Origin of the sequence: Pantoea phyllosphaerae (assembly GCF_051025595.1) — a bacterium.
Lineage (GTDB): Bacteria > Pseudomonadota > Gammaproteobacteria > Enterobacterales > Enterobacteriaceae > Pantoea.
The window spans coordinates 123,288-140,807 of sequence record NZ_JBPFDE010000002.1 but is presented as its reverse complement, the minus strand read 5'-3'; the positions used below and the strand labels follow the sequence as shown (position 1 = coordinate 140,807).

16 protein-coding genes are annotated in these 17,520 nt (G+C 56.9%); 8 read left to right on the top strand and 8 right to left on the bottom strand.

From position 1 onward, the window contains the following. Nucleotides 1–51: 51 nt before the first annotated feature. On the bottom strand, nucleotides 52–942 hold the full coding sequence (locus ACR6A7_RS03880) for a LysR family transcriptional regulator (protein ID WP_434123479.1): 891 nt from the start codon (nucleotides 940–942) through the stop codon (nucleotides 52–54). A 105-nt stretch (nucleotides 943–1,047) separates the two neighbouring features. Here ACR6A7_RS03880 and ACR6A7_RS03875 point away from each other — a divergent pair, with 105 nt between their 5' ends. Beyond that, complete coding sequence (locus tag ACR6A7_RS03875) at nucleotides 1,048–1,557, top strand: phenolic acid decarboxylase (protein ID WP_434123478.1); 510 nt, start codon at nucleotides 1,048–1,050, stop codon at nucleotides 1,555–1,557. A gap of 61 nt (nucleotides 1,558–1,618) precedes the next feature. Here ACR6A7_RS03875 and ACR6A7_RS03870 read toward each other — a convergent pair whose 3' ends face one another. The 4 genes from ACR6A7_RS03870 to ACR6A7_RS03855 form a co-directional block, all read right to left on the bottom strand. Beyond that, nucleotides 1,619–2,851, bottom strand: coding sequence for a diguanylate cyclase domain-containing protein (locus ACR6A7_RS03870; protein ID WP_434123477.1), 1,233 nt, complete (start codon nucleotides 2,849–2,851; stop codon nucleotides 1,619–1,621). A 469-nt stretch (nucleotides 2,852–3,320) separates the two neighbouring features. Then, a complete protein-coding gene (locus tag ACR6A7_RS03865) occupies nucleotides 3,321–4,865 on the bottom strand; it encodes a methyl-accepting chemotaxis protein (RefSeq protein ID WP_434123476.1) in 1,545 nt (514 codons plus the stop codon). Between the two features lie 381 nt (nucleotides 4,866–5,246). Beyond that, nucleotides 5,247–5,765, bottom strand: coding sequence for a GNAT family N-acetyltransferase (locus tag ACR6A7_RS03860; protein WP_434123475.1), 519 nt, complete (start codon nucleotides 5,763–5,765; stop codon nucleotides 5,247–5,249). A gap of 88 nt (nucleotides 5,766–5,853) precedes the next feature. Next, nucleotides 5,854–6,399 (bottom strand): helix-turn-helix domain-containing protein, encoded by a 546-nt coding sequence (locus tag ACR6A7_RS03855; protein ID WP_434123474.1) that lies wholly within the window; start codon nucleotides 6,397–6,399, stop codon nucleotides 5,854–5,856. 102 nt (nucleotides 6,400–6,501) lie between these two features. Here ACR6A7_RS03855 and ACR6A7_RS03850 point away from each other — a divergent pair, with 102 nt between their 5' ends. Both ACR6A7_RS03850 and ACR6A7_RS03845 read left to right on the top strand, forming a co-directional pair. Beyond that, nucleotides 6,502–7,167, top strand: coding sequence for an AzlC family ABC transporter permease (locus ACR6A7_RS03850; RefSeq protein ID WP_434123473.1), 666 nt, complete (start codon nucleotides 6,502–6,504; stop codon nucleotides 7,165–7,167). Further along, on the top strand, nucleotides 7,164–7,487 hold the full coding sequence (locus ACR6A7_RS03845; RefSeq protein ID WP_434123472.1) for an AzlD domain-containing protein: 324 nt from the start codon (nucleotides 7,164–7,166) through the stop codon (nucleotides 7,485–7,487). The genes ACR6A7_RS03850 and ACR6A7_RS03845 overlap by 4 nt, the downstream gene beginning before the upstream one ends. Here the strand turns inward: ACR6A7_RS03845 and ACR6A7_RS03840 are convergent. The 3 genes from ACR6A7_RS03840 to ACR6A7_RS03830 form a co-directional block, all read right to left on the bottom strand. Further along, nucleotides 7,469–8,014: a GNAT family N-acetyltransferase gene (locus ACR6A7_RS03840; protein WP_434123471.1), complete on the bottom strand. Its 546-nt coding sequence runs from the start codon at nucleotides 8,012–8,014 to the stop codon at nucleotides 7,469–7,471. The genes ACR6A7_RS03845 and ACR6A7_RS03840 overlap by 19 nt on opposite strands. Nucleotides 8,015–8,096: 82 nt before the next feature. Next, on the bottom strand, nucleotides 8,097–9,050 hold the full coding sequence (locus tag ACR6A7_RS03835; RefSeq protein ID WP_434123469.1) for a glycosyltransferase family 32 protein: 954 nt from the start codon (nucleotides 9,048–9,050) through the stop codon (nucleotides 8,097–8,099). Nucleotides 9,051–9,069: 19 nt separating this feature from the next. Then, on the bottom strand, nucleotides 9,070–10,023 hold the full coding sequence (locus ACR6A7_RS03830) for a glycosyltransferase family 32 protein (RefSeq protein ID WP_434123468.1): 954 nt from the start codon (nucleotides 10,021–10,023) through the stop codon (nucleotides 9,070–9,072). Nucleotides 10,024–10,310: 287 nt separating this feature from the next. Between ACR6A7_RS03830 and ACR6A7_RS03825 the strand changes: the two genes are divergently transcribed. The 5 genes from ACR6A7_RS03825 (at nucleotide 10,311) to ACR6A7_RS03805 (ending at nucleotide 17,517) form a co-directional block, all read left to right on the top strand. Continuing rightward, entirely contained in the window at nucleotides 10,311–11,207 is an 897-nt protein-coding gene (locus tag ACR6A7_RS03825; protein WP_434123466.1) for an alpha/beta hydrolase, read from the top strand. 43 nt (nucleotides 11,208–11,250) lie between these two features. Next, nucleotides 11,251–11,949 carry a DJ-1/PfpI family protein gene (locus ACR6A7_RS03820; RefSeq protein WP_434123465.1) on the top strand — a complete coding sequence of 233 codons (699 nt, stop codon included), beginning with the start codon at nucleotides 11,251–11,253 and terminating at the stop codon, nucleotides 11,947–11,949. Between the two features lie 489 nt (nucleotides 11,950–12,438). Next, complete coding sequence (locus ACR6A7_RS03815; protein ID WP_434123464.1) at nucleotides 12,439–15,150, top strand: cation-transporting P-type ATPase; 2,712 nt, start codon at nucleotides 12,439–12,441, stop codon at nucleotides 15,148–15,150. Nucleotides 15,151–15,458: 308 nt separating this feature from the next. Next, nucleotides 15,459–16,658, top strand: coding sequence for a M20 metallopeptidase family protein (locus ACR6A7_RS03810; protein WP_434123463.1), 1,200 nt, complete (start codon nucleotides 15,459–15,461; stop codon nucleotides 16,656–16,658). 10 nt (nucleotides 16,659–16,668) lie between these two features. After that, nucleotides 16,669–17,517: a transporter substrate-binding domain-containing protein gene (locus ACR6A7_RS03805; RefSeq protein WP_434123462.1), complete on the top strand. Its 849-nt coding sequence runs from the start codon at nucleotides 16,669–16,671 to the stop codon at nucleotides 17,515–17,517. The last annotated feature ends 3 nt before the right edge of the window (nucleotides 17,518–17,520 follow it).

Sequence of the window (17,520 nt, the reverse complement as noted above, 5' to 3'; positions counted from 1 at the left end):
TAATCCGCGCTTCGCGAAGTTGATGTTCGATGAGACAGAAAGAGTAAGCCTCTATTTAGCCTGCCCGACACGCTCCATAAACATTTCAGCCAGGTCAGAGATCGCGCCGTTGCCCGCCAGCCTCTCCTCATTAATGCGTAATATAAGCGAGGTTGCGCGTCGTTTTCCCTGCAGCAACGGCAGAGGGCGAAGCTCACCGCTCTCAAGCAAAGGAGCGATGTTCCACTCTGGCAACCAGCCATAGCCTAACTGATGCTGCACCGCCTCAATAGCGGCTGAGAGCGTGGTGAAGGACCAGCTCTCGGCCTGCTCGCCGTTCAGTTCCGTCTGTTGCTGCTGTTGACGATCCAGGATCGTTATGCAAGGCCAGCGCGCGAGCGTCGCGACGCTCAGCGGCGGCGGCTCGCTGTGCAGTGGATGATCGCGATGGGCGACGGCAATGAAATCGACGCTCAGAAGACTTTCTCCCGTTATTTGCTCATCGCCATACTGCGCCACCAGCCAGAGATCGGCCTGCTGCTCAGCCAGCCTGTCAGCTGTTTCGCTACGCACAATTTCGCTGAGCCAGATGCGAACATGGGGATAGCGCTGCTGAAACGCCTGTAGCACATCAAAAAGCAGCGGTTTCGGCATAATGGCATCAACCATCAGGTCGATGCGCGAGCGCTCGCCTCGCTGCAGCGCATTTGCCCGCGCTTCAAGGGCGCTGAACCCTTCCAGCAGCGGACGCACCTGCGCGAGAAGCTGGTGCCCCTCCGCGCTGAGCACGGCGCGACGTCCTTCCTGTTTTAACAGCGTCATGCCCAGCCGCTGCTGCAGCAGACCAAGCTGATAACTCAATGAAGACTGGCTACGATTGTTCTTCTCCGCCGCCAGCGCGAAACTGCCTTCCTTCACGACGGCATCAAGCAAAACCCACTGTTCGAGCGTTGTTTTAAGCATAGTTATTTATCTAAAAATTAAATCATTAAGCGCTAAAAATAGCGTTATTAATCGTTTTTGCAACGAGTAATACTCTCCTCAAGGCAAATCAATGAGGAGGCCACAATGAGCACTTTCGATAAACACAACCTGTCTGGTCTGGTCGGCAAACATCTGGTTTACACCTACGACAACGGCTGGAACTACGAGCTTTATATTAAAAACGCCAATACTGTCGACTACCGCATTCACAGCGGTATGGTGGGCAACCGCTGGGTTAAAAATCAGCGCGCGTTTATCGTTCGTCTGGCAGAAGATGTCTATAAAGTTTCCTGGACCGAGCCTACCGGTACCGACGTCAGCCTGGCCGTTAACATGGCCGATAAGGTGTTCCACGGCACCATTTTCTTCCCACGTTGGGTGATGAACAATCCGGAAAAAACCGTTTGTTTCCAGAACGATCATCTGGAAGAGATGGCCAGCTACCGTGAAGCAGGCCCGGCTTATCCAACGGAAGTGATCGATGAGTTCGCGACGCTCACCTTTGTACGCGACGCAGGAGAAAACAACGACACCGTGATTGATTGCCCGGCCAGCGAGCTGCCCGCCAATTTTCCGGCTAATCTGAAAAACTAGAGGAGGTCAGAAGAGCTCAACATGAGCTCTTCTGGTTTCTGAACGGCAAGAGCGGAAAGGGCTAGAAAAACTGGTAGGAGCCATCACGTCGCGCCTTCGCCTGGTACATTGCGATATCGGCATGTTCGAATAACATTTCAGCCGATGCTGTACCAAATCGTGCGAGACTGATGCCGATGGCGGCCCCGATCCGTACCTCCATGCTGTTGATAACAAAAGGCTCTTTCAGGCTGTCTATAATGCGCTGAGCGATAGCGGACGCGGCATTGCGATGGCCGCATTTCGCAGCAACCACAAATTCATCTCCGCCCAGCCGCGCCACCGCATCGCCTGGACGCATGCAGCGCTGGAAGCGTTCACTCACCTGCTGCAGCAAGGCATCCCCTGTGGCATGGCCCATCGAATCATTCACCGCCTTAAATCCGTTAAGGTCGATAAACAGCACAGCGGTGTACGCCGGATCTTTACTCTGCGCGAGCATGCAGCGAACCTGGTCGTTGATCCAGGTGCGATTAGGTAAACCCGTTAAGGCATCACGGGTCGCCAGCCTCTCGAGCTTGCGTAATCTTTCCTTGTCACGTGTGATATCGCGCGACACCAGCACCGCGCCGATATTGTGGCCCGTAGAAGGATCGCTGACGCCGCAGGCTTTGGTGCCAAGCGTTATGTGGTGACCGTCGCGATGAAGCTTGCGCACTTCAATCACGTCCGGCAGTTCGCCGCCTTTGAACAGGCTTGCCAGCGCCTCGGCAGCCGGCGCGCGGTCGTCAGAATGCAGGAAATCCACCACCGGTTGGCCAATCATCTCTTCGGCAGACCAGCCGATCATTTCACTGTAGGAGGGGGAGATTGAAACGTATCTGCCCTCAGCATCGCAATGGGCAATAAGGTCAGTGCTGTTTTCTATCAGAAGACGGTATTCCGCCGCCGTGCGCAGTGCGTCTTCAAGCGCTTTGCGCTGCCCGGTGATATCAAGTATGAACCCGTTGTACTGCAGGCGAGAGGCGGCAGGCTGGCCATCCGGCAAGCCTGATACCAGCACGCGCCGCGTTGTGCCATCAAGACACTGAATCGGCACTTCGATATGAAAGGGGGTTATGCAGTCTAACGCCGCAGTAAGCTGCAGCGCGATTTGCGCATCATCATCAGCCTGGGCGAATCTGAGCCATTCGCACAAAGTAACGCCTTTCAGCGCGGGAATCAGACCTTCAGGGCATTCCTGGCTGAGGATGCAAATGCCTCTGGCGTCCGTGGTCCAAACAGCGGAAAAGGTAGGTTGGATCACAGGATTCATAGTGGTCGGCTCCATGGTTGGCTGACAATACTGGACAACCTCGATACCCGTCGTAACAAACCTCTCAATCACCCTGTTCCAGCAATCGCAAAGCAGGCGATGCGTCTAAGGCGTGTGCGCTGAGGAAAGGTGCGCCATCAGCGGTGATAAGTGCTATGGCTTGTCTGAGCGCTTTTATATCGCGCTCTTTTGCACGTAAAGATGCGCGGCGATCTATCGTTGACGTAATGCAGGGTAAGAAGTGTGACACATCTATTATCGGCGAACCGGCCCATAATCTTTAATTGTCCTGGCTGATGGCTACGATTGGCAACAGCGCGTTATCTACTGATGTTATCTCTGGAGTGAGTGGGTGAGCAGAGCGGTGTTTCCCAGGCGGCGGTTTAAAAAAGTCTGGCTATAACCAGCCAGACTTAACGCAGGCGAGCGGGCGACAATTTCTCCTGAAAGAATTGAGGCCTGGCCGACCTTAGCCCGTTGAAAGCCGAAAAGTTGAGACGGAATGGGTCAAGTGTTGCACCTGGTCTTCAAGCGACGCCGCTGCCGCAGCCGACTCCTGTACAAGCGCCGCGTTTTGCTGGGTAACGGAATCCATTTCGGTGACCGCTTTTTCAATTTGCGCGATACCGCGACTCTGCTCATCAGAGGCGGTTGAAATATGTTCCATCAGGACGTTTACGCGACTGACAGAGGAGATGATGGCATTCATCGCTTCGCCTGTCCGGCTCACTTGTTCCGCGCCTTTGCCGATGATATTTACAGACTCGGCAATAAGGCTTTCAATTTCCTTCGCCGCCACGGCGCTGCGCTGCGCGAGGTTACGCACCTCACCGGCGACAACGGCGAATCCTCGTCCCTGCTCCCCGGCGCGGGCGGCTTCCACAGCGGCATTCAGCGCGAGAATATTGGTCTGAAATGCGATGCCATTAATCACGCTGATAATATCTTCAATTTTCTTCGAGCTTGAATTAATCAAATCCATTGAAATAATGACTTCACGCGAAACATCTTCCCCTTTATGCGCATTTTCAACCGCTTCACCTGTAAGTCGACAGGCTTCATACACATTATCTGTGTTCTGTTTTACCGTCGCGCCCAGCTCTTCCATACTGGCGGCCGTTTGCGTTAATGCGGCAGCCTGCTGCTCGGTACGTGAAGCCAGATCAACGTTCCCGGCCGCTATTTCGCTGGATGCAGAAGAAACGGAATGGGCGGAATCGCGCACCTGCATAATAATTGTCGTCAGGGACAACCGCATGGCCTCGAGAGAACGCATCAGGCTCTGAATTTCGCTACGCGAAGCGGACGTCACCGGAACGGGGGTATCGAGATGGCCTTCGGCGATTAAATTACAGTGTTTTCCTGCGTTGATTAAAGGCGTAAGCACAAAGCGATGCATCAGTATCGATATGGAAATCACTATCAGGCCAAATAAGCTTCCAATGACCAGCAATAGCATAACGCCTGAGCTGAAATGGCTTTGGGCATCTTCATTCAGTTTTCTCGCATAGGCTTCATGCTGCGCCAGCACTTTATCCAGAATGATTTCGTAGGCGCGATCAAGACGAATGACAGCAGGCAGGCGTTCCCTGAATAGAACCTGATTCCGGGCTTCAGCAGCCTCTATCAAGGGTTGAATGCCCTGATTTCGGTATGCCAGATAAGCCTGCCGATAGGCGTCAGCCTCCGCTTCTTCACCCTTTAGTCGAGGGCTGTCGAGATAGGCGTGAAACGCCACATCTGCTTTTTCCGCGGCCGCTTTTACGCCGTCCAGCGACGCGGCCGACTGGCCGTCATTAACCTCAATCTCTTTCATATATTCCATTAACCGCACGCGCAGGGTGCGGCTGTGGTTTATGGGGTCAATAACGGAGAGCACCACGCGGATCTCTTTATTCACGGCGTTAAGAGAGTCATTGCTGCGCACCAGCAGCCAGATGCTAACCGCAACGCTGGTCAGAAAGAGAATTATCATCAGTGAAAATACGAGCAGCGAAGATTTTTTCAGCGACATTTCAAATTTCCAGTTTACTAAGGTTAGCCGGTATATCGGCTTTGCTGGCTTACTCCTTAGCTAATAAAATGCTGGTTAAGGCGTCGCTTACTTAAGCTAATGATTAAACGGGTAATGAGTCTTAAAAATAATACCGGACCAGTTGGTTCATAAAGCGGTGAATGGGGGTGAATGGCGCGATATTTTCAGAGGGGCTGTGTGAGACATTAACGCCTTTATCCGGCCGTCTGGCGTAAAACCGTGCCGTAGGGATTAGCGAAAATAACAATATGAAAAGATGAAAGCAGTGCAAAAGATTGATCAGTGCTATTTCATGACGTCAAGGTGAAAGCCTCTGGCGGCAGCCGGTCTGCTCTGCTGCCAGAAGCGCTAAGCTCGCGTTTATTCCGGCGAAGTGGCGTCGCCCTCGCCTAGCTCACGCTGCATAAGATGGGTATCCAGCCAGCTGCCGTGCTTAAAGCCAACGGCTTTCAGCACGCCGGTGGCTTGAAAGCCCAGCGCGCGGTGCAGGCCAATCGACGCCTGGTTGCTGTTGCCTGCAATCACGGCGACGATCTGTCGGAAACCGCGCGCTTCGGCGAGACGAATAGCCTCCGTCAGCAGTGCGCGGCCTGCGCCACGGCCGGTATGCTCAGGGTCGAGATAGATCGAATCTTCCAGCGTGAAGCGATAGCCGTAACGAGGGCGATAGGGCGCAAGATAGCAGTAGCCAATCAGGATCTCTTCCTCCATAGCCACCAGCCAGATCCCGCCTTTCTCCAGCAGCGCGTTAAGCCGGTTCTGCATCTCCTCAACGCCAGGGGGATCGGTTTCAAAAGTGGCACTGCCGTGCAGCACATGCCAGGCATAGATGTGCTGTATTGCCGGTATATGACAGGCTGTAGCGGGAAGAATGCGCATAACGTCCTCGTAAGCGACCTTGATAACGCCATCCTACACCTGCGATCGCCTGTTAGCAGCAGCGCGCGCCATAGGAAAAAGTGATGGCTCAACTCTGCTCCATGACCAGCACCGCCAGGGTATCCGGCTCCAGCGCGCGAAAAACGTGCTCCTCATCACCGGCGTAACAGATGTAGTCGCCGGGATGCAGTTCAACGGGTGACGCCTTCGGGCCCACCAGCGCGCGACCCTGGGTCAAAATAATATGTTCGATGGTACCGGGCGAGTGGGGCTGCGAGCCGCGTTCGCTGCCGGGCTGCGTATTCAGCAGATAGATGTCACGCCGCGCGCCGGGCGGACAGGTCGCCAGCAGTACCGCCTGATAATCCGCCAGTTCGGCGGTAACCGTTGGGCCTTCGCCGCGTCGGATGACCTGCATCCGTTTCTCTTCCGGTTCCATCAGGCGCGCAAAAGGAATGTTCAGCGCAACGCACAGCGCCCACAGCGTTTCAATGCCGGGATTGCCGTTGCCCGCTTCCAGCTGCGACAGGGTAGACTTGGCGATACCGGCGCGGCGCGCAACTTCAGCCAGCGAAAGACCGGCGCGCTGACGCTCGCGCACCAGGCTATGGGCAATAATCGTGATCGGGGTCACGTTCACTCCTGTTTTCTAAACCGAACGGATCGTTCGTATTGTAAAACAATCCTGCGGTGTTCATTATAATGGAAAATTCGTTCGTTATAAGAAGGATTTGTGATGAAGATGTCTCGCCTTCCCCTAAACCGGGAAGTGGTCAAAGCCATTATTCTGGTCTGTCTGGCCGACGGCATCGTCGGATTATCCTACGGCTCGCTGGCCAGCGCTGACGGCTTTCCGCTCTGGGTGCCTGTGGCGCTGTCGACGCTGGTGCTGGCTGGTGCCTCAGAATTTCTTTTTATCGGCATTGTGGCGGGCGGCGGCAGTCCGCTTACTGCGGCGCTGGCTGGTCTGCTGGTCAATGCGCGCCACCTGCCGTTTGGCATCGCGGTGAAGGATCTGGTGGGGAAGGGCGCGCGCGGCCTGGTCGGCTGCCACATCATGAATGATGAAAGCGTGGTGTTCGGTATTTCCCAGTCGACGCTGGCGCAGCGCCGGGCCGCATTCTGGCTGTGTGGCCTCGGCATCGGCCTGATCTGGCCGCTGACGGTCATTACCGGCGCCGCCATCGGCCAGTTTATTCCGGACGTCTCCGCTATCGGTCTGGACGCCGTGTTTCCGGCTATTCTCATCGCGCTGATATTTCCGGCGCTGCGTCAGCGCCGTACGCTGATCCCGGCGTCCGGCGGCGCGCTGCTGTCGGTTCTGGCGACGCCGTTCGTTCCGGCAGGTATGCCGGTGCTTTTCTCACTGCTGGGATTACTGTCGTGGAGGATGCGAAAATGAGCCATCAGGCCCTGATTATCGCGGGTATCGCACTGCTGGCGTCTGGCACCTATCTGATACGGCTGGCGGGCGTGAAGCTCGGCAACCGGCTGCCGATCGCCGAGCGAACGCAAACCATGCTGTCAGACGCGGCAACGATACTGCTGCTGGCGGTCGCCTCTACCAGCACGCTGTTTGAAGGCCAGCAGTTTGCCGGCATGGCGCGGGTGCTGGGCGTCGCCTTCGCCATCTTCCTCGCCTGGCGCAAGGCGCCGCTGATCGCGGTGATTATCGGTGCCGCCATGATGACCGCCGCGCTGCGCTACTGCGGCGTGCCCTGAGCGTCGCGCCACTGCGCCAGCGTTATCTCAAAAGTCAGAGTGGCGGGCGCGTCGGGCACATCGTAAACGTGCCCGTTCACCGTAAAGCCCGCCTTCTCCAGCACGCGCTGTGAGGCGAGATGGTCTGGCCGCACCGCGGCGTCGATAACCTGCAGCCCGCACTCCTCAAAGCCATAGCGCACCATCGTGCGGGTAAACTCGGTCGCCAGGCCCCGGCCCCAGGCGTGGGTCGCCAGGCGATAACCCAGGTTATTTACCGGCCTGCCGCCAAATTCGCGCAGGGTGAAACCACCGAAGCCCAGAATCTCACCGGGGGACTCGCGCTGAATCAGCGCCATATTGCCGAAGCCGTGCTGCTGCCAGTGCGCAATCCAGCGATCCAGCAGCTGCTGCGCTTCGTCCAGATTCTCCAGCGGCCCGGCGGGGTTGAAGGTATTGGTGGCGGGATCGCCATAAATACGCATCAGCATTTCTCTGTCCTGCGCGACAACGGGGCGCATCACTAACCGTTCGGAAATCAACTGCATGTTCAGATCCCTGTGGTGACAATGACCGGCGGTCATCCGTCCACCAGCATAGCCTGTTTTACGCCCTGAATAACGTGCGGCGTCAAGACGCGCGCTGTGGCGTCAGCAGCTTGCCCATTACGCTGTCGCGCTCAAGGATATTCAGCCTGCGCGCCAGCGGCAGAAAGCGGCGATCGTCGTTGGTGAGCTTAATCAGTTTGGGATGCGTCGCCGGCTCGCGCGCGCAGAGCAAAAACAGCGACATCTTCAGGCTGTCCCACTGGAATACGTCCTGATAGAAGAAGGCGGAGCTTTCGCACTTTTTCAGATAGCAGCTAAAGCCGGGCTGCTCCCGCATCACAATCTGGCAGAGAAAATTGATGATGATATAGCTGCCGCGGTTGATGCCCTGACGGATCTCGGCAAAATCGCTGCGCTGGGTAATCTGCGCATAGTAGTCGTCGATGCCGATCTGCGTCAGCGGCATAATCAGCTCCAGCCAGCGGGCGATAAACGCGTTGCCCGGCGGCGAGGCAAGGAACCAGGCTTCCACCACGGGAAAGGCCTTGTCCACCGTGGTGCCGTCGCTGTAGTAGCCGACAATATCGTAGCCGCTACGCTGATGCACCCAGGAGAAATCCTGATAAACCAGCGTTGAGCTGTCGACCCAGATGCCGCCGTAGCTTTTCAGCAGCGCGAGGCGGATCACGTCGCCTTTATGGGACATGCCGATCTGCGCGTAGTCAAAGCGCAGCCACGGCAGAAATTCCCTGACCGACTCGCGATTGAGCAGATGAATCTGATGGTCCGGGTTCATCTGCTTCATTTTGACGTAGAACGCCTGGATAAAGTCGGGCGGCGTCAGGTCGTCCCAGTACATCCAGATCACTTTTGGAATGGCGGGCGCCAGCGCAGCGGCTCGCCGACCGATATCTTTTACGTCGTTATCGTGCGCCTCTGAATAGGCCAGATCGGGGAAGCGAAAAAGATGCAGCTTATATAAAACATAAAGCAGGAGAAATTTTGCCGTTCTGAGATGTCGTTTCAGCTGTTCCATTTTTTTATCCGCTTATTGATTAAGGATGCTGTTGTTCCAGCATTAACTTTCCGAGAATGCTTTCTGCGTCGAGAATGCGCAGCTTACGGGCCAGCGGTAAAAACTGGCGGTCGCTGTTGGTCAGCTTAATCAATTTCGGATGGGTTGTGGGCTGGCGCGTACAGAGTAAAAACAGCGACATCTTCAGACAATTCCACTTAAAAACGTTCTGATAATAAAAGGCCGAGGTTTCGCATTTTTTCAGATAAAGGTTAACGCTATCCGCTTCGCGCATGGCAATCTGGCAGAGGTAATTAGTGGTTAAATAGCTGCCGCGCGGAATGCCCTGTTTAATGCGTTCAAAATCAGGACGATCTTTGATGCGGTTGTAGTAGTCATCGACGCTGATCTTGGTCAACGGCATGATCAGCTCCAGCCAGCGGCTGACAAAAGGGTTTTCAGGCGGCGCGCACATAAACCAGGTTTCGATCACCGGAAAACGCGCGTCCTGCGTATTGGCTTCGCTGTAATAGCCCACCATGTCATAGCCGCTGCGTTCATGCACCCAGCTGAAATCCTGATAAACCAGCGTCGAGCAGTCGACCCAGATCCCGCCGTAGCGCTTGAGGAGGGCGAGGCGAATGACGTCGCTTTTATGCGCCAGTCCAATCCCCTGAAAATCAAAATTCAGCGCAGGAAGATATTTTCTCAGGCTGTTGCGGTCGAGCAGTATAATTTCATGCGCCTGATTGATCGTCTTCATTTTTTTATGGAAGGCCATGATATGGTCAGGCGGGTTGGGACTGTCCCAGTACATCCAGATCACTTTTGGGATAGCGTTTTTTTCGCTGTCATGTCTGGTGAGAATATCTAATGCCTCATTTTCATGGCTATCCGAATAGGTGATATCGCTGAATGTGAATAATTTCAGTCGAAACAGGGCGTACAGACATAAAAAGCGTACAACCCTTATCTGGTATTTAAGGCGATCCATTGAACAACCTCTGATTAATGGCTTTGCTGGTGTCGGTGGAAAGAGGCATAGGCCCGTTTGCCGTGACAAACGGCCGGCATCAAAAATAAAAAAACGGTGGTCGAATGCTGAAATTTAACGATCTGTGATGTGGGTTCGCAATCCCTCTGTCGCTAAATCAGAGTTTAGCTAGCGGCTCTGATAAGCAGACATAAACCAATATTACCTGTTTTGTTGAGAAAGCTTCTCATTATCACAGTTGGTTTGTTAGGATGGCGACTCTTTTCGTCAGGTCAGGAAGGTTTTTCATGCAACACCCGCTGAAGATTTTCTCCACGGCGCTGCTGGCGCTCAGCGTGGGTTTGACGCCCGCGATGCAGGCGAACGCCAGGCCGCACATGGCGCCGCTGGGCGACAACGTTGCCGATCGCGGCTCGGCGTTTTATCGCTTTACCAGCCAGATCTTCACCTCTGCTGACGGCCTGCGCCGCTATAAAGTCTGGCTTGGCGTGCCGAAGCAGGCGGCGCCGACAGCAGGCTTTCCCGTGCTCTACCTGCTGGATGGCAACGCAGCGATGGCGCGTCTCAGCGAAGATCGCCTGAAGCGGCTGGCGGGCCACCAGCCGCCGGTGCTGGTGGCGGTGGGATATGACACCCGTTTGCCGTTCGACGTCGAGGCGCGCGCGCTAGACTACACCCCGCCCGGCGGGCAGCAGGGCGATGCGCGACATGAACGCTATCCAGGCGGCGGAAGTCACGCTTTTCGCGCGCTGCTGCTGGCGCAGATTATGCCCTGGGCGGAGAAGCAGGCGAAAAGCAATCCGCAGCGGCGGGCGCTGTGGGGCCACTCTTACGGCGGGCTCTTCGTACTGGATACCCTCTATAGCAACGCCCCTTTCACTCACTATTTCAGCGCGGCCCCGTCGCTGGGCTGGCGCCATCAGCGCATCGTTGAGCTGGCGCGACAGGCCGTGCCGCAGGCGCTGAGCGGTAAAACCCTCTATTTGATCGAAGGGGACGGGCGCAGCGATCGTCATGAAGGGAAGGACGCCGCGCAGCTGAACGACGCCGATCGTGCGCTGATTGCTACGCTGCGCGATAAAGGCGTCAGCCTGCATGAAATACGTTATCCTGGTAAGACACACGGCGAGCTGCTGCCCTCTTCGCTTGAGGCGACGCTGAACGTCGTTTCAGGTGCAAAGTAACGCACGCGTCGCGCTTATCCATCGCCCATAAAGGATCACCGCCATGAAAACGCCTCTGCATATCGGCATACTGCTTTTCCCGGATGTCACCCAGCTTGATCTCACGGGGCCTTTTGAGGTGTTCGCCCGCACGCCGGATGTGATGTGTCATCTGATCTGGAAAGAGAAACAGCCGGTGCGCTCGGATCGTGGCTTAATGCTGCTGCCGAGCTGCGATTTTAGCGACTGTCCGCCGCTGGATGTGATTTGCGTGCCGGGCGGGCCCGGCCAGGTTGCGCTGATGTCCGATAGCGAAACGCTGTGCTTTTTGCGCCGTCAGGCGGAGCAGGCGCAGTTCATCACTTCCGTATGTACCGGATCGCTGGTGCTGGGCGCCGCCGGGTTATTGCGCGGCTATCGCGCAACCTCGCACTGGAGCTCGCGCGATCAGCTGGCGCTGTTAGGTGCGGAGCCGGTCGATGCGCGCGTGGTGCGCGACCGCAACCGGCTAACCGGCGCGGGCGTCACCTCAGGGATCGATTTTGCGCTGACGCTGGTGGCGGAGATACGGGGTCAGGCTGCTGCGCAGGCGATTCAGCTGCAGATGGAGTACGATCCTGAACCGCCGTTTCATGCCGGATCGCCGCATTCCGCCTTGCCTGAGCAGGTCGAAGCCGCTCGCGCGCAGATGGCGGCTTTTATCGCCGTCAGACGCCGGGCAACAGAGCTGGCGGCACAGAGGCTTGCGCAAAGTAATGCATAACAAGCCGGGCCCGTCAGCAGGCGTGGCCCGGCAACGACATAATATAATAGTGATGACGTTATCGTTTATCCGCCGTTTAATTTTTTGAGGATCGTTTTCACCGACGCACTTAAATGCACGGTAGAAAGAGTGTTATTTTTCCGGTCATTCATTGCGTCTGTGAAATAGTCGTCATGGTGCGATAAATTACATAGCCTACAGGATGTTAGCGACCACATAATAGGTTAGCCACCCCACCGCGCTGGTCGCGGCGACAGCAAATATAACACATGCCAAGACATTGATTCTTAGAGATATATCCACGTTTCCCGCTTCTTCTTTCCAGATAAAAATTGATGCAAAAGGGTAATTATTCCGGCAATAGTCTTACCGAATCAAAACAACAAAAATATGACCTGAATCAGTATCGGCTTATTTAAGCTGTCGCACTATGCTGGCCCGTTTAATTTAACTGCGATCCCGTCGCCGGTTGCCCGCACGGAGTAAGAAATGAATAACGACCGCAAGACATTGCAAAATGCCGCTTTAAAAGCGCGGCCGTGGTATCAGCATCGAAGCGAAGCCGTTTTTGCCGAACTGGATAGCTCCCCGCAGGGGCTGTCTGTTGACGAAGCGCAGGCGCGGCTGGCGAAAAATGGCCCCAACACGCTGCCGCAAAAGAAATCTCAGCCGGCCTGGCTGAGATTTCTGGCCCACTTCAACGATATGCTGATCTATATCCTGCTGGCGGCGGCGGTGATTACGGCGATCATGGGCCACTGGGTCGATACCTTTGTCATTCTCGGCGTGGCGGTAATCAACGCCTTCATCGGTTTTATACAGGAGAGCAACGCCGAGAAGTCATTGAAGGGCATACAAAATATGCTATCCAGTGAAGCGGTGGTGGTGCGCGGCGGCGAGATAATGACGGTGCCAGGCGAAACCCTCGTGCCTGGCGACGTGGTGATGCTGCGGCCTGGCGATCGCATTCCGGCGGATCTACGGCTGTTCGACGTGCATAACCTGCGCGTGGAAGAAGCTATCCTGACCGGCGAATCAACCGTCGTGTCGAAGCGCAGTGAGGCGCTCGAAGGAGATAAATCGCTGGGGGACCGGCTCAATCTCGCCTTCTCCGGCACCACCGTCAGTTCCGGCACCGCCTCAGGCGTGGCGATCGCTACCGGCCGCAACACCGAGCTGGGCCATATCAACGATATGATGAGCGACATTAAAAGCGCCAAAACGCCGCTGCTACTGCAAATCGATAAGCTCGGCAAAGCGATTTTCGCGGCGATCCTGTTGATGATGGCCGGGCTCTTTGTTTTTGGCTACCTGTTGCGCGACATTCCGCTGCCCTCGCTGGCGCTGTCGGTGATCAGTCTGGCCGTGGCGGCGGTGCCTGAAGGTCTGCCAGCGATTATCTCGATTATTCTTTCGCTGGGCGTGCAGTCGATGGCGCGCAAAAACGCGATTATTCGCAAGCTGCCGACGGTCGAAACCCTGGGCGCCATGTCAGTGATCTGTTCTGACAAAACCGGCACCCTCACCATGAACGAGATGACGGTGAAAGCGGTCGTGCTGGCGGAAAGCCAGTGGCGCGTCAGCGGCGACAGCTATGAGCCGGTGGGCGAAATCGTGCCGGAAACGCCCGACAGCGGGCTTATCGCGGCGCAGGATCCGGTCATGTCGCGCTTTCTTACCACCATCAATATCTGTAACGAAAGCCAGATCCAGCAGGATGCGGCAGGGCGCTGGCGCATCGTGGGCGGACCCACCGAGGGTGCGCTGAAAGTGCTGGCGGCGAAAGGCGGCGTTAAGACAGGTCAGCCGCAGCTGACCAGCAAGCTGCCGTTCGACTCGCTCTATAAATATATGGCGGTCAGCGGTGAAGCGGACGGCGAGGCCTGGGTGTTGATGACCGGCGCGCCAGACGTGCTGCTGTCGCTCTGCACGCATCAGCAGCGCGCCGATGGCGCACAGCCGCTGGATCGCGCCTACTGGGAGGCGGCAATTACCCGCTACGCCAGCGAAGGATTACGCACCGTCGCGGCGGCGTGGAAACGCGTGCCGAGCACGATCGCCACGCTGGATCATGCGGATCTGCGCGAGGAGATGGTGCTGCTCGGCCTCGCCTGTATGATGGATCCGCCGCGTCCGGAAGCGGTCGCGGCTATCGACGACTGCCAGCAGGCTGGCATTCGCGTCAAGATGATCACCGGCGATCATCAGGAAACGGCCATGGCAATTGGCAAGATGCTGGGCATCAGCAACAGCGATAAGGCGCTGACCGGGCGCGATCTGGAACATATGAGCGACAGCGAGCTTGCTGAAGCGGCGCGGCAGTATGATATCTTCGCGCGCACCAGCCCGGAGCATAAGCTGCGTCTGGTGAAAGCGCTGGCCGTCAGCGGCGAAGTGGTCGGCATGACCGGCGATGGCGTCAACGACGCGCCGGCGCTGAAGCAGGCGAGCGTCGGCATTGCCATGGGCATCAAAGGCACGGAGGTGACCAAAGAGGCCGCCGATATGATCCTTGCCGATGACAACTTCGCTACCATCGCCGCCGCAGTGAAAGAGGGGCGGCGGGTCTACGATAACCTGATCAAAACCATCCTGTTTATTATGCCGACCTGCCTGGCGCAGGGGCTGCTGATTATTATCGCCATCCTGATGGGCAACCTGCTGCCGCTGACGCCGGTTCAAATCCTCTGGATGAATATGGCGACCTCCGCCACGCTCTCATTCGGTCTGGCGTTTGAAGCGGCCGAGGCGAATGTGATGCGCCGTCCGCCGCGCGACGTCAGCGCCTCGGTGATGGACGGTTACGCCGTCTGGCGCATGGTTTTTGTCGGTTTGCTGATCTCCGTCAGCGCCTTCGTTCTTGAGGCCTGGCTGCAGACGCGCGGCTACGAGCCGGAATTCATCCGCACCGTGCTGTTGCAGATGATGGTCACGGCGCAGTGGGTCTATATGCTGAACTGCCGCAGCACCAACAGCTTCTCGCTCGACAGCGGCATACTGAAAAATCGCGGCATCTGGCTGGTGAGCGGCGTGCTGGTGCTGCTGCAGGCGCTGATTATCTATTTGCCGCTGATGAATACTCTGTTCGGCACGCGTCCGCTGCCGTTTAAATACTGGGTCATCGCCTTTATCGTCGGCGCAGCGATCTTTGTCGTCGTCGAGCTGGAAAAACAGCTGACGCGCCGCTGGCGCCGCGCCTGATTACCGGTGAAAACGCCCTGTTCGCAGGGCGTTTTTTTATCGGCGGCAGCTTACTTTGTGCAATAACATAATTAGGCGATGTGATGAGCGATCGGAGATTATTAATAATCTTGCTTATTCGCTGCATTCTCAGGCGCATTGATAGTCATGCTTCCTAATTCGCTGATTATAAACATGTTTCTTCAATTTTCCCCGCGTTGCTTTCTGCTTTTCTCTGTGAATAAATAAAGCCTGCAAACACAACAATATCGCCAGCGGCTCGATCCGCTGCGCCTGACGCCGCATGTAGGGCATTCTGCAGGGAAAATATGACTGACGAAAAAGCACGCCTGGCCAGGGAAATAAGGGCCAGAGTGGCCGATCTTGAGCCGCAACTGATCGCCATCCGGCGCGATATTCATGCGCATCCCGAACTCGGCTTCGATACCGTGCGTACCGCGGAGATTGTTGCCCGCTGGCTGCGCGCGCAGGGCCTTACCCCCCAAACAGGCGTCGGCCGCACCGGCGTGCTGGTAGACATTGTCGGCGCACAGCCGGGTAAAACGCTGCTGCTGCGCGCGGATATGGACGCGCTGCCCATCCAGGAGCAGACCGGTCTCTCTTTCAGCAGCACGCTGCCAGGCAAAATGCACGCCTGCGGACACGACCTCCATACGGCCACGCTGCTTGGCGTCGCGGCGATCCTGCCGCACTACCGTCAGCAGCTGAAAGGCCGCGTGCGGCTTATCTTCCAGCCTGCAGAAGAAACGCCGGAAAGCGGCGCGGAGGCGATGATCGCCGATGGCGCCGCGGAAGGCGTAGACTGGGCCGTCACGCTGCACAACAAACCAGAGCTGGCGGCTGGCGACGTGGCGCTGACCCGAGGCGGCAGCACCGCCTCAAGCGACGAGTTTGACGTGCGGGTGCATGGCATGTCGACGCACGCCGCGCGGCCCCATATGGGGGTTGATCCCATTGTTGCCGCGGCTTCTCTAATTGGCCAGCTGCAAACGCTTATCTCGCGCGAGCGCGATCCTGCCCATTCCGCTGTGCTGACCATTGGCCATATCCAGGGCGGCACTACGCACAATATTATTCCTGACAGCTGCCTGCTTCAGGGCACTGTCCGCACGAAATCGCCGCAGGTACGCGCCGATATGGAAGCCGCGTTTCGTCGCATCTGCGCAGGCGTCGCGCTGGCGATGAACGTGCGCATCGAGGTGGAGTATCTGCGCGGCGTGCCGCCGCTGATGAATGACGACCGGCTGATTGACGCGCTTGAGGCGATTCTTTCGCATCAGTTCGCCAGGCCCATCATCGCGAAACCGAGCGACAGCTTCGGCGCGGAAGACTTTTCCCTGTTTACCGAGCGCGCGCCGGGCTGCCAGATCCATATCGGCTCCGGCACGCCGGGCCGCGACGACCATCTGCATAACTCCGACTATCAGCCGGATGAACGCAGCATTGCCGCCGGCGCGCAGGCGATGGTGCGTCTGGCCATCGATCTGCTTTCTGACAATAACAACTGAGGATATCACTATGATGATGCGCAAAGGGCTGTTCGCGGCCACTCTCGCCCTGGGTCTGGCAGCCGTACCGGCGCTCAGCCTGGCAAAAGATTTTGGCACGCTGAAATTCGCCACTGAAGGCAGCTATCCTCCATTTAATCAGACCACGCCAAACGGTAAGATCGTCGGTTATGAGCCCGATATCGTGGCGGAGCTGGCGAAGCGCGTCGGCTTCAAATATGAGATCAGCGCCCAGAAGTGGTCAGGCATGATCCCCGGCCTGATCGACGGCAAATATGATGCGGTTATCGACGCGGTGACGGTCACGCCGAAGCGCGCTGAAGCGATCGACTTTACCCAGCAGTACACCGTCAGCGTCTCCAGCTTCGTGACGGCCAAAAACTCGCCGCTGGCGACGCTGCCCGGCACCGGAAGCGTGGTGACGGCCGATGACGCCGCGGGCATGCAGAAAGCGATTGATGAACTGAAAACCCGCTTCAAGGGCAAAACCATCGCGGTGCAGGTCGCGACCATTCAGGCGGACTTCCTGCAAAAATATCTGGGCGACGTCGCCACGATCCGTACCTATCAGGCTGGCCCGGAAACCTTTGCCGATCTGATGAACGGCCGCGTAGATGCGGTGATGGCGTCGCGCACCAACCTTAACGCCTTTGTGAAAAAGCATGCAGATGCCATCAGCAGCAGCGGCTATGGATTTAGCGGCGGCGTGCTGGGCGCGGGATCGGCGATCGGCCTGCGCAAAGGCAACGCAGAGCTGAAGGCGGCGCTGGACGACGCGCTTTCTGCAATGATTAAAGACGGCACGCTGAGCAAACTTTCCATCAAATGGTTCGGCGAAGACGTCGCGCCGAAAGCCTGATAG

Coding starts and splice junctions, on each gene's coding strand:
- ACR6A7_RS03830 (WP_434123468.1), bottom strand. CDS start 10,023: ATGGATCGCCTTAAATACCAGATAAGGGTTGTACGCTTTTTATGTCTG.
- ACR6A7_RS03815 (WP_434123464.1), top strand. CDS start 12,439: ATGAATAACGACCGCAAGACATTGCAAAATGCCGCTTTAAAAGCGCGG.
- ACR6A7_RS03810 (WP_434123463.1), top strand. CDS start 15,459: ATGACTGACGAAAAAGCACGCCTGGCCAGGGAAATAAGGGCCAGAGTG.
- ACR6A7_RS03860 (WP_434123475.1), bottom strand. CDS start 5,765: ATGCGCATTCTTCCCGCTACAGCCTGTCATATACCGGCAATACAGCAC.
- ACR6A7_RS03825 (WP_434123466.1), top strand. CDS start 10,311: ATGCAACACCCGCTGAAGATTTTCTCCACGGCGCTGCTGGCGCTCAGC.
- ACR6A7_RS03865 (WP_434123476.1), bottom strand. CDS start 4,865: ATGTCGCTGAAAAAATCTTCGCTGCTCGTATTTTCACTGATGATAATT.
- ACR6A7_RS03840 (WP_434123471.1), bottom strand. CDS start 8,014: ATGCAGTTGATTTCCGAACGGTTAGTGATGCGCCCCGTTGTCGCGCAG.
- ACR6A7_RS03835 (WP_434123469.1), bottom strand. CDS start 9,050: ATGGAACAGCTGAAACGACATCTCAGAACGGCAAAATTTCTCCTGCTT.
- ACR6A7_RS03850 (WP_434123473.1), top strand. CDS start 6,502: ATGAAGATGTCTCGCCTTCCCCTAAACCGGGAAGTGGTCAAAGCCATT.
- ACR6A7_RS03805 (WP_434123462.1), top strand. CDS start 16,669: ATGATGATGCGCAAAGGGCTGTTCGCGGCCACTCTCGCCCTGGGTCTG.
- ACR6A7_RS03870 (WP_434123477.1), bottom strand. CDS start 2,851: ATGAATCCTGTGATCCAACCTACCTTTTCCGCTGTTTGGACCACGGAC.
- ACR6A7_RS03875 (WP_434123478.1), top strand. CDS start 1,048: ATGAGCACTTTCGATAAACACAACCTGTCTGGTCTGGTCGGCAAACAT.
- ACR6A7_RS03880 (WP_434123479.1), bottom strand. CDS start 942: ATGCTTAAAACAACGCTCGAACAGTGGGTTTTGCTTGATGCCGTCGTG.
- ACR6A7_RS03820 (WP_434123465.1), top strand. CDS start 11,251: ATGAAAACGCCTCTGCATATCGGCATACTGCTTTTCCCGGATGTCACC.
- ACR6A7_RS03845 (WP_434123472.1), top strand. CDS start 7,164: ATGAGCCATCAGGCCCTGATTATCGCGGGTATCGCACTGCTGGCGTCT.